The organism is Candidatus Albibeggiatoa sp. nov. BB20, from assembly GCA_016744725.1.
GTDB lineage: Bacteria > Pseudomonadota > Gammaproteobacteria > Beggiatoales > Beggiatoaceae > Albibeggiatoa.
The window spans coordinates 36,080-48,199 of sequence record JADGDW010000009.1 but is presented as its reverse complement, the minus strand read 5'-3'; the positions used below and the strand labels follow the sequence as shown (position 1 = coordinate 48,199).

10 protein-coding genes are annotated in these 12,120 nt (G+C 38.7%); 5 read left to right on the top strand and 5 right to left on the bottom strand.

Features of this window, described 5'->3' with window-relative positions:
• Window positions 1–300 (top strand): 3-dehydroquinate synthase family protein (locus ABXH34_RS02100; RefSeq protein ID WP_502710391.1); only part of this gene is annotated, 300 nt, incomplete at its 5' end.
• A gap of 292 nt (window positions 301–592) precedes the next feature.
• On the opposite strand, the gene ABXH34_RS02095 is transcribed toward ABXH34_RS02100, so the two are convergent.
• On the bottom strand, window positions 593–1,573 hold the full coding sequence (locus ABXH34_RS02095; protein WP_353570198.1) for an ABC transporter substrate-binding protein: 981 nt from the start codon (window positions 1,571–1,573) through the stop codon (window positions 593–595).
• Window positions 1,574–1,634: 61 nt separating this feature from the next.
• Window positions 1,635–5,597: a S8 family serine peptidase gene (locus tag ABXH34_RS02090; protein WP_353570200.1), complete on the bottom strand. Its 3,963-nt coding sequence runs from the start codon at window positions 5,595–5,597 to the stop codon at window positions 1,635–1,637.
• Between the two features lie 250 nt (window positions 5,598–5,847).
• Here ABXH34_RS02090 and ABXH34_RS02085 point away from each other — a divergent pair, with 250 nt between their 5' ends.
• Window positions 5,848–6,723 carry an NAD(+) kinase gene (locus tag ABXH34_RS02085; protein WP_353570197.1) on the top strand — a complete coding sequence of 292 codons (876 nt, stop codon included), beginning with the start codon at window positions 5,848–5,850 and terminating at the stop codon, window positions 6,721–6,723.
• A gap of 145 nt (window positions 6,724–6,868) precedes the next feature.
• On the opposite strand, the gene ABXH34_RS02080 is transcribed toward ABXH34_RS02085, so the two are convergent.
• Window positions 6,869–7,126, bottom strand: a complete 258-nt coding sequence (locus ABXH34_RS02080; protein WP_353570196.1) for a YgaP family membrane protein — start codon at window positions 7,124–7,126, stop codon at window positions 6,869–6,871.
• Between the two features lie 294 nt (window positions 7,127–7,420).
• Between ABXH34_RS02080 and hisC the strand changes: the two genes are divergently transcribed.
• Together hisC and ABXH34_RS02070 are read left to right on the top strand one after the other, a co-directional pair.
• On the top strand, window positions 7,421–8,524 hold the full coding sequence (gene hisC / locus ABXH34_RS02075; RefSeq protein ID WP_353570195.1) for a histidinol-phosphate transaminase: 1,104 nt from the start codon (window positions 7,421–7,423) through the stop codon (window positions 8,522–8,524).
• Window positions 8,525–8,741: 217 nt separating this feature from the next.
• Window positions 8,742–9,161 (top strand): hypothetical protein, encoded by a 420-nt coding sequence (locus ABXH34_RS02070; protein ID WP_353570194.1) that lies wholly within the window; start codon window positions 8,742–8,744, stop codon window positions 9,159–9,161.
• A 123-nt stretch (window positions 9,162–9,284) separates the two neighbouring features.
• Here the strand turns inward: ABXH34_RS02070 and ABXH34_RS02065 are convergent, their stop codons facing one another.
• Window positions 9,285–10,838, bottom strand: a complete 1,554-nt coding sequence (locus ABXH34_RS02065) for an NAD(P)H-hydrate dehydratase (RefSeq protein WP_353570193.1) — start codon at window positions 10,836–10,838, stop codon at window positions 9,285–9,287.
• Between the two features lie 91 nt (window positions 10,839–10,929).
• Complete coding sequence (locus ABXH34_RS02060) at window positions 10,930–11,376, bottom strand: regulatory protein RecX (protein WP_353570192.1); 447 nt, start codon at window positions 11,374–11,376, stop codon at window positions 10,930–10,932.
• Window positions 11,377–11,543: 167 nt separating this feature from the next.
• Between ABXH34_RS02060 and ABXH34_RS02055 the strand changes: the two genes are divergently transcribed.
• Window positions 11,544–12,120, top strand: a 577-nt coding sequence (locus tag ABXH34_RS02055) for a CAP domain-containing protein (RefSeq protein WP_353570191.1), incomplete at its 3' end; no start/stop codon positions are given.

Sequence of the window (12,120 nt, the reverse complement as noted above, 5' to 3'; positions counted from 1 at the left end):
GTATTGCATGGTGAAGCCGTCGCGATTGGTATGGTATTAGCGGCTAAAATGTCACAGAGTTTGGGTTGGATGGATGCTGAGAGTGTGGAACGCACCCAAGCCATTTTACAAGCAATGAATTTACCGATAACAATTCCTGACGGCGTAACAGCCGATCAAATGCTGGAATTGATGCAAGTGGATAAGAAAGTACAAGCAGGTAAAATTCGCTTAATCTTAATGAAAGGTATCGGACAATCTTTAGTGGTTGATGATTATCCCGCTGAGGTTTTAAAGCAGACTTTGCTGGAAGGCTTTTAAACATAAAAACGATTTCAGACTGCTCTCGCTACTCCCAAATAGAATTTGGGAGTCATGCCTAAAAGCCTTGCTTCATATAAAAATATATTTGTTATTAAAACTTAATTTATATAGTTAATTCTGGTTCATGTGTTAGGACTGGCAGTCCTTTTATACTTTAAATATCAATCAGTTTTAAAATTGAGGACTGCCAGTCCTGTATCACTTTAAAATAAAAAGACTATACAGTGATTCTGATATTTGTAAGTTCTATTGTAATGGAAACTATTTGAATTATTTCATCCAAAATAAACTACTTAACAATCTCAGCCGTTTTAAGTAATTTCAAGTCTACTTTCAATTGAAGTTTATTTACCAGACGCATATTAATCATAAGCTTACCACTTTTATTGTGTGTGACTGGAATATCACTAGGGCGTTCTCCACCTAAAATACGCAAAGCGGCATTAGCTGCCCATTCACCTTGCTCTGAACCCAATTGCACAATTCCAAATACTGAAAATGGCATTCTTGCAGGTAAAGTCGTTCCAATCGGGATTTTAATATGTTCATCAATAAACTGAGTTGCATCTTCAGCATCAAAACCCGTCAAACCATAGGGATTGTATAAAAACAACATATCCACTTCATCTTGCAACTTTAGATAACTCTGTTTCCACGATTCATAATCCGTATGTGCATAAACTTTATCAAAGGGACGACCCCACGTTTTCTCTGCGTGGTTCATGGCTTTGCGTTCTGAAATTGCATCAAAACTTAAAGAGCCTATACGATCGCCTTTAGCATAATGCTTTAGATGTTTAATCAGATAGTTTGTGGGATGCACTTCAATCATGCCCGTAATATTGGGTACAATACTTTTCTGAGTTGCTTTCTCTGTAAACCCATAGGCAGAGGCATCCAAATTCACCCCACAAAAGACCACTGGTAATTCTGTATTTTTATAAAAAGGCATAATCACATATTTAGACGCATCGTCATCCGCTGAAATCAGTACATCAGGTGCAAATGCGTCAATAGCAGCTTTCGCCTTTAATCCAGCCGCTTGTTTTTCATGCTCTAATCGATGACGTTTGGTATCCATATAAAATATTTGCAATTCAACCCCTGTTCCTGCAAATACGTCTTGTACTCCTTGGCTAATATCATGAGTCCAAGGATAGCCATCATGATATGAATTTAATAACATCACTTTGTGTCCAGCATATTGTTCCGCTGCCCAAGCTGGGCAATGCAACATCGCCAGTAATAAAATAAAAAATTTGCTCAACATAATCTCTTCCCATTCAATAATACACAGCACACTGACTCCAAACGCCTAAGCAATAGTCGAATTACTCATTATCTAATAGTTGAATTTCAACAACCAATAATCCATTAATATTGCCAGCGGTATTTAAATTGAGTTCATAATCCGCATTGGCTAAATCCACCAACAAAGCCGCATCATTCACACCATTGGGTTGCTCATTATTGGGAATTTCATTAGCTTGGGAATTGTCTTGCCAATTATCATTACTAGCTAAAACTCTATTGCCAAACCTCAATTCAACGGAAGGGTCTAAGTCAGACGTTGTACCCCAAACTTTAATCAAAACAGGCTGTGTGTTTGATACATGTTTAAGTGTAAAACGAACTTTGGTATTGTCCACATCAGTAAATAATAAACGTGTACTAATATAAGATAAGCTCGGTTTATCATTTTGTGGTGTAATCGCTAAGGTGGCTAAACCTGATTGAATTGCCGTCATGGCTAAAGAATAATAATCAGCGTCTAAATATTGCAATAATGCAGCACTGTTATCAGCAATAGGTAAAATAATATCTTCTAATGCAATGTGATTAAGCGCTTGTGCCCAATTGTCATTTTGTGCAATCAGTCTTTCGGTATTGGTTTGTTCCAAACTTAAAGCAGGGTCGGCTTGTTCGTCATTGGCCGTCGCAGTTATTAATATCGTTTGCTTGTCTGTTAAATCGAAACGGCTCAAAATATTATTTGATTCATTAATCACGGCGGTAAAATCAATGTTTGAAAAATAAGCCTGTTGCTCAACATCTGGAGCTTGATAATTAGGAATGCCGTAGAAATAAGCCAGACATCCTTTCGTATCGTTCAAATATAACTTGCTGTCATTACAATCACTATCACCCGTCCAACTATCAAAATACAAACCTTCTGGTGCAATCGTATTTAAAGTCAGGCGCGTTGTAACACCTGTTTCAGGGTCTATGCGTGGGAAAATATGCCAACAACTGCCTTGACCTTTATTACAATCAATTCCTTCAGGGTCGCTGATAACCCGCCCATTAGGACTACCAATAAAGACCGCAACATAATCAGGTTGTGGTGGCGGTAATGTGAAAGTGTCTTCTTCCTCTACGACTACAACAGGTTTACTGTCATCTTCAAGCACAGTTAAACTAATCGTATCAGCTTCATAATCAGCCGCAGCAGCAGTCAAGACCACGGTCACATTACCTGTATATTCATCATCATCGATCATACTTAGCGTAAACTCATCTGACTCGGTTTCGCTATCAGCAATGGTTAATGAACTTGGGGAAATGGAAACTTTATCATTATCAATACTCAAGGTGATTGTTATCGCACCGTCAGTTCCTAATCGAGAGATTGTGCCTGTTGCTACATCGCTGCCATCATCTTCAAAAAATTCAGTCTCTGCGACACTCAAGGTTAAAACAGGTTCTACAGTGCCTTCACCTTTAATTAGGACAATATATGTACCTTCGTCATTGTCATCACTTTTGATGGTTAGAGTTGCATTTTGCTCGCCTTCAGCAGTAGGTGAAAACGTAACTGTAAAGGTTTGTGTTGAGCTGGCTGCAATTACTGAATTGCTTGGTTGAGTGATGGAGAATTGGTCAGCATTATCACCTGATAAAGTAACATAAGGCGAGTTTGTTAAATTTAAATCGGCTAATCCTTCGTTTGCAATGCTAAAGGTTGTGCTCAAAGTATTGCCAATTTCTACACCTCCAAAGTCAGTATCATCACTGGTGTCTGGTGTGGTGTCGGGGCTGGTAATTTCTATATTATTCCCATAAAGTGCGATTTCAGGAACACTGTCAGCAGTAATATCAAGATTTGCTAAAAAACAATCTTTACCTGTAGTCGCATTATTGCCATCAGCCTCAAATAAAAAATTAAGATAAATCGTGCTTTCGTTTTCAGCTTCTTCAGGGAATATGAGATTCTTTTGTTTCCAACCCGCTGAGCTACTTGTTTGACAGTTGAATTCACCATCATCTATGTCTTGCCAATCCTCACCATCAGTAGACCATTGCACCTTCATTTTATCATCATCACCCGAACCATTACGTTCATAAAAATCAAAATCAAGGCTAACATTTTCATAAGCAGTGGTTGAAAAAGCAGAGGTCGTTAATTGAGCTTGGGCAAAGCTATAGGTGTAATTAACAATCAGAGATGATTCAAATTGAAAGCTAATTTCACTGGCTTTATTTACAAGCTTGATAAGGTCAGCATCATCAATAAAATCGTTTGGTGATGCTAGAGGCGTTTCGTAATCTGGATTATATAAAACAGTCGCACTCCAACAACCTGTAGGATCATCAAAATCACTACTGACAGGCAGCTCACCATCACAAACTAGCCACTCTAATGTTGTGATAAAACTGCTATTATTGGAGTCGTTGGAATCAAAGTTAATCGAGCCACTATAAGAACCTTCAGTGTCAGTTGGAATATTTAATGTGAATGTTTCAGCACTATTACTGGCGATACCTGAAGGGAAAAAATCTTCTATGCCAATGGTATCCCCCGTTAAACTAAAATCACTGGTTACTAGCACTTCATTACCAAGATTAAATAATTTAAATTGCTCTGAAATGTCTGCTCCTTGACTCAGTACACCTAAATCATAGGTTTCGCCATTTAGATAAGGGCTTGAATCTTGAGTTAATTGCAACAGAGCTTGGGCTGTTTCATCTTGAATTGCGGCTAATGCATCAACCCTTTTATAAGTGATAGAGTTGTCTATAATGTCAACACCCGTATCAATGAACTTTTGTTTAATAAGAGCAGCACTTAATGTATCGTCTTTTTCTAATAATAATGCAGCAATACCCACAGCCATTGGCGAGGACATAGATGTACCTGTATCCGCTTTTGTAGTGCCATCCATTTCAGTCGAAACGATGCTTACTCCCGGTGCAACAATTTCCAGTAAGTCGCCTCGATTGCCCGTACTATGCAAAGTATCACCGCTATTACTATTTCCAACAGCAATCACATCAGTTAAGCATGATGGCCAATCAATATTAGAGGCCTCGCTATTATTGCCTGATGCAGCAAAGGTGATAACATCAAATTCATTGGCTAATTGGTTAAAGGTTTCAGTATAACTAGGATAAGCTGAATTACATTCATTGACATCACTGTAGCGATCAGTGAGACCTAAACTCATATTAATGACTCGAATATCGGGACTAATACTATCCAAATTTTCAACAATCCAATCCACACCTGACATTAAGTCACTTAGTTGGAAAAAACCACTACCATCAATCACTTTAACTGCGACAATATCGCTATCTGGTGCAATACCATCAGGAGATGTGATAATGCCAGAAACATGCGTACCATGCCCATAGTCATCTTCAGCACTGTTACTTTCATCGGCATTAGAAGGTTGGCAACCTGCATTGACAAAGCATTTTTCATCAATGATAGCTCCGTCACTAAAATCACTGTGATCGGTATCAATCCCTGAATCTAACACCGCAATACTGATTCCATCGCCTGAATAGCTGCTTGGACTTAAGCTGTGTACATCATCAACATTCAGCAATGGAACACTGGTTGATAAACTGGCTTGACCCTGTGGGCTGAGTTGAATTAGCGTGACTTTAGGTTGTTGACGCAAAATAGCTAAAGCTTCTTGCCCAATATCAGCCACCAATGCTGCAATATAACCATATTGGGTTGTTAGCTGAAATTGATTGGTATCTAAATGCTGTAATGCAAACAATACTTCCTCTTGAACTGCTGTCACAGCTTGGTTAATACGTTGTAATTTTTCTGTTTTTGATAGTTCTGGACGCGGTTCAATGGCTTTTAATGATCGTAAGCGTCGGGTTTGTTGGATTTGTTCATCTGTAGGCTCAAAGTCAAAATTAACCTCTAAATTGATAATAACGTATGCAGACCCTGTATTATTAATTGCTTGCGCCACATCAGTATTCACTTGAGCAGCATATAAATTGGGTATATTAAACAACAGGATTAAAAAAAGCAGATACTTTGATATATTCATATTCACGATAATCTTCTCCTAAATACAGATTAGGTTATTGCGCATTAGTATAGCTTTTTTGACTATGGACTGTTAGATATTTGACGTTAGGGGCTATTTCAAAAGGAAAATAGGTAAACTGTTTGTATTTAGATATTTATAGGGGAAGGAATCATTTTTTTGTCACATGAGTGGTTTGTAAAATTTTATAGTACAGAATAGGGTTGTTACGGTACAATGCGCTACTTGTTTCTTGTTGATATAACGCACTATGTTTAAAAGTATTGGTCTCATTGCGAAACGGGGCGACCCACGAGTTAAAACAGCTTTAGAAAATTTAGTGGTTATTCTACAAAATTATGATGATGTTGAAATTATCATTGATGCACCGAGTTCCCGTCTATTAGCACATCATAATATTAGTGTTGCAGCAAATACGGAAGCCTTAGGCATTCGGTGCGATTTAGTCATTGCTATTGGTGGTGATGGTACTTTGTTGCAAGCGGCACGTTTATTAGCTAAACATGATGTTTGTTTGCTTGGTGTAAATTTAGGCCGCTTAGGCTTTTTGACTGATATTAATCCTGCTGAGATGGATACTTATTTACATGAAATCCTACTCGAAGGGCAATTCATTGAAGAAGACCGCTTTTTAATTTATGGCGAAGTGTATCGTAATGGACAGTGCTTATCTCATTGTAATGCATTGAATGATATGGTTATTCATCGTTGGAATATGTCGCACATGCTGAGCTTCGAAACCAAGGTTAACGGTCATTTTGTCAATCAACAACGTGCTGATGGTATAGTGGTTTCAACTCCAACAGGTTCAACCGCTTATTCACTTTCTGCGGGCGGGCCTATTGTTCATCCTTCCTTAAATGCCTTGGTCTTAGTAACCATTTGCCCACATACCCTAACCAGCCGCCCTATCGTGATTGATGGAGATAGTTGCGTACACATCACTATTGCGCAGGAACAATCAGGACAAGCACAACTCAATGCTGATGGAGTTTTGTGTCAAGAATTGATTCCGGGGGATAGAGTTGCCATAGAAAAGCGCCAGCATATCCGCTTGATTCATCCACAAGGTCACGATCATTACACAACATTACGTGCTAAATTAGATTGGGGTAAAGGGGTTTAATCTTCTCATTATCTTTCTTGATACTCAGCGAAATGCAGATAAAATAGCTGATGATTTTGGGTTGATTTTTAGACTGTACAACTTAATTTGGAGCACGGCAAAAATTATTTAAACTCAGGCGTGCTTCATAACAAGTTGTGAATGATTATTTCTTGTCGGCTTGTTGCTGAGCCAGCTTTTGATTAGGATGAGATGAAGAGATGCCAAATGGTAAATAAAAAGGACAAAAACCAGCATAACCCGTTATCATTGCAACAGCCCCACCAATACTAAAAATATAAGCAAAGATACCTAATTTAGCCCAGTCTTCAGGATATAAAATATATAAAATAAGAGCGCTCATTACTAAAGCACTACCAATAACAACCCGTAAGCCTTTATCTAAACCATCTACATTTTGCATATTATCTCCCTCAACCTGTTTTAAAATAAACCCTATCATACCGTAAATATTAAAAAAATCATAATAGGTAACAATTCTGTTAATTTATAATGGTTTTGTATAATTGAATGATTTGAATAAGTTTATTTCAAAAATAGAAGATGAATACATCATCACATAGCCTATTCCCTATTTTTCATGACCAATCAATGCAGCGTAAACAAAAAATGGATTAGATTTTCAATGACAAATTTAGAGCTAACTAACAATTAATGCTAAAATCCTGCTCAATTTGATGAACAAAGAGAAATAATTATGAGTTGTGATACTTTCCAATTAGCCCAGCAAGGGGTACAAGGTCTTAAGCCCTATCAGCCAGGCAAACCTATCGAAGAGCTAGAACGTGAATACGGCATTAAAAATGCGGTTAAGCTAGCTTCTAATGAGAACCCTTTAGGCATAAGTACCCATGTTAAACAAGCTATTCAAGGCAGCTTGCCAGAATTAGGCCGTTATCCTGATGGCAATGGCTTTATTTTAAAACAAGCATTAGCAGCCAAACATCAGGTCGATATGGATTGCATCACATTGGGTAATGGCTCAAATGATGTGCTGGAATTGATTGCGCGGGTATTTCTCACACCTGATTTAGCTGCAATGTATTCACAACATGCGTTTGCAGTATATCCATTGGTGACACAAGCAATTGGCGCGAAACATAATGCAGTACCTGCCAAGAATTGGGGACATGATTTGGCTGCAATGCAAGCTGCTTTAACGCCTGAAACACGGGTTATTTTCATTGCCAACCCTAATAACCCTACAGGAACTTGGGTTAAGCAAGCTGAGCTTAAAGCATTTTTACACGCTGTCCCTGAAGATAAAATCGTGGTTGTAGATGAGGCTTATATTGAATATGTGGCTGAGCCAGATTATCCAGATGCCAGTCAGTGGCTTAGTGAATTTCCAAATTTAATTGTGACCCGCACCTTTTCCAAAGCTTATGGTTTAGCCAGCTTACGTGTTGGTTATGCACTTTCTCATCCTGATGTTACTAATTTATTGAACCGAGTTCGCCAGCCATTTAACGTCAATCAATTCGCGTTAGTGGCCGCGACGGCAGCTTTACAAGATAAGCAATACATTCAAGATAGTATCAAATTGAATCAGGCTGGAATGCATCAGCTAACAGAAGCATTTGATGCGATGGGATTAAGCTATATTCCTTCTGTGGGTAATTTTATTGCGGTTGATGTCGGCAATGGTGATGAAATCTATCATGCTTTATTACATAAAGGCGTGATTGTGCGTCCTGTTACCGCGTATCAAATGCCTCAATATATTCGTGTCGGTATTGGTACTGAAGCCGAAAACACTCGGTTTATTCAAGCGATTAAATCTTGTTTAGATAATAAATAATTAGCTTGTATGATACATTTAAGTAAAGGGAATTTACCAACTCACCTACACGCAACACGTCTGGACTAGATTCCCACGCATCGCGTAGGAACGAGATAAGTTTTGTGGGAATGTGTTCACGACGTGGCACGTCGAGTAGACTCATGACGCAACGCGTCTGGACTGGATTCCTACGTGCCACGTAGGAACGAGGCAAAATTCAGGGTCTATGATCAATATGTCAGTGCAAAGAGACTGGAATGAACCAATAATGCTTATGATATCCATCCTAATTCTTATAGGTTTAATATGGAGTTATCATCAACAGAAGATGGCAGTGGCTATTTACTATTGGATGGTAGCTTTTGGTTGCTTGTTTAATGTTTTACAAATTATATTTTTGTTTATTTTTCCTCACTGTAAAATTGAAAATGAATGTTTATATCTGTACATGAATATATTCAAAATAAAGAAAATCTATTTACCTGATATTGAAAACATTTATGAAATCAATGATTCGCGAAAAGGAAAAGGTTTTAAATTTATTTTAAAAACTAATAAAGAAGTTGATTACTTCCCTCAAAATCAAACAAAAAACTTGCTATGTAAGGTAAGGTTATTTTTTGAAAATCATTGTGGAGAAGCCCTTGTAAAATGATGTGGCCACATTAGCGCGGTAGGTTGGGTTGAGGAACGAAGCCCAACCTACAGATGTATTGTGAACTTAACAACTGCCCATTATTCAAAACTGGATAATGGGCGAACTGCAAATCCAATCACTCTATTTCGTAATAGAAAACTGACAACGAGCCGATGAAGATTTAAGTGCTTGTTCAGCTTGCTCCTGTAACTCAGGGTTAGCATAAAATCGCAGCCAAGGAAATAAATCACTGGGCAACATACCGCGTTCACCTTGTTGAGCAGCCTTATCTCCTGCTTGACCATGTAGACAAACTCCTAAACGTGCCGCTGCCACATTATTCAAACCTTGAGCAAGTAAACCCGCAATCACCCCCGTTAACATATCACCAGAACCACCGACCGCCATCCCCGGATTACCCACCGTACATACCCCAATGCCACCTTTGGGATCAGCCACTAAAGTACCCGCACCTTTCAAAATACACACGCCACCAAAACGCAATTGTAATGATTGTACTGCTGCAAATCGATCATGCTGTACCTCAGTGACAGTCGTTTCTAATAATCGAGCAGCCTCTCCGGGGTGTGGGGTAATAATGCTATTTTTAAAACGGAATGGATGTTGAGCAGTCAAGTTTAACCCATCGGCATCGATAACCATGGGTTTGTCTAAACACTTCACCGTGTCAAGTAAATTTTTAGCCCAATCTGATTGACCTAATCCAGTCCCTATTGCAATAACATCTGCGGATTCTAATAATGGTGCGAGTTCTTCAGGAGTTTCAACACCACGGCACATTAATTCAGGACAACCCATATTAATTAGCATCGCATGGGCTTTTCGAGTTGCTACAGTAACTTTGCCTGCGCCAACCCTTAATGCAGCTTCTGCTGCCAATCGGACAGCCCCTGTCATTCCTACGTCACCACCAATAATTAATACATGGCCAAAACTACCTTTATGCGCCACCCGCGACCGACGTGGCAGTAAATGGGTTAAGGCATCATAATCAAACCGTACAATGTGACTTTTAATTTGCTTATAAATTTCAGATGGCACTTTTAAGTCATCAAAACAAATTTTGCCACAATATTCTGGCCCTTCAGCGGTAAATAGACCCTGTTTTAATCCAATAAAGCTAATAGTGGCTTGAGCATGAACAGCAGCTCCCATGACATTGCCCGTATCCGCATGTAAGCCTGATGGAATATCAAGTGACAACACAGGACATTGACAACGGTTAATTCCTTCAATCACTTCTTTCCATTCGCCTTTCACTTCACGGTTTAAGCCTGTGCCCAGCAAAGCATCTATAACGACATCAACCACACTTAATTTCTTCTCAGCAAATACTTGGACTGATAAACCAACTTCTGTCATGGTTTCATAAACGGTTCTGGCATCACCTTTGAGCTTTTTAATATCGCCTAATTGCAGCACGGTCACATCATAACCCGCTAGAAAGGCCAAACGCGCCAACACATAACCATCACCGCCATTATTTCCGATCCCACATATTACGATGATCCGATTGGCTTTAGGCCATTTGGTTTCTAATAAATGAAACGCAGCACTACCCGCTCGTTCCATGAGACATACACCTGATACACCCATATCAGCAATAGCAATACGGTCTAATTCTCGGACTTGGGTTGCTCGATATAGAGGAAAAGGTAATGCCTGAATATTCATAAAGTTATCCTATATTTAGTTTTAAAATATAACAGTAAAGTATTAATTATCAATGCTCTCATCATGGCTAGGTTTTTATCACTGGTATTTACTACTCATTATCAAAAGCATAACGAATTTGCTCTTGGGTAAAACCTCGGTATTGCAAAAATCGCACTTGTTTTGCATATTCACGTGGATTATTTGGTCCAGTATGGAATCGTTTTTGTTGTACCTTACACACCAAATCAAACCAAGTATGCTCATGTTTTGCTAATACTGGGGTCACAATATCTGTATTTACACCTCGTTGTTGTAAAACCCGTCGAATATAGATCACGCCATAACCTTTATTGATTCGATAACGGGTATAGCTTTCCGCAAAGCGTCGATCATTTTGATAATCACGAGTGGCTAAATCATCTAAAACTGCATCGATTATTGCACTGTCAAAATCATGAGCTTGTAACTTTTGTTGAAGCTCTAAACGTGAGTGCTCGCGGTTGGCTAAATAGCGCAATGCTTTTTGATTCACCTGTTGAAAATCGTTTTTTGTCACAATAATTAATCAATAAAATTCTAAACCTACATTATTTCACAAATCCAAATCATCGTGTAAAAATCAATAAGATTCAAAAAAACGCCTCATATTAGCCAAAAAAATAGGCATTAACGCTTAAACTAAACTAGACTATGTAGCAACTATATTCTTAAGTAGGAAAAATTATGTTTCGTTTAAAGTCGGTGATGTACACGCTACCTCTATCACTCTTATCACTTACGCCTGTGCAAGCAGAAATTGTGTTTGATGGAGCGGATTTAAGTAGTGCTTATCTTTACATTAACCAATTGCGTCAACAAACTGATATGACCGAGCTGGCGCAAAATAGTTTGTTGCAACAGTCAGCAGCCAATCACGCAGAATTTTTAATTCTAAACAATGCGTCTGGGCATTTTGAAACAGAAGGGTTGAGCGGTTTTACTGGTGTTTCGGTCGGAGATCGAGTGATACAAGCAGGTTATTTATCCAGAACGGTGTCGGAGAATATTTCAGGTGGCGACCAAAATTATAAAGGTTCAATCGATGGTTTGATGTCAGCGATTTACCATCGTTTCGGCTTTTTAGATTTTAGTATCACAGCAGTTGGGGTAGGCATCAGCCGTGTCTCATTGTTGGAAGCAGGCAACGCCAGTTATGTTTATAACATGGGCAATGAGGGTTTTCACCAATTGTGTCAAGGCGAGCCTGATACTACAGCACGTTTTTTCTATACACCATGTCCAAACGATCCTGATTTCACAG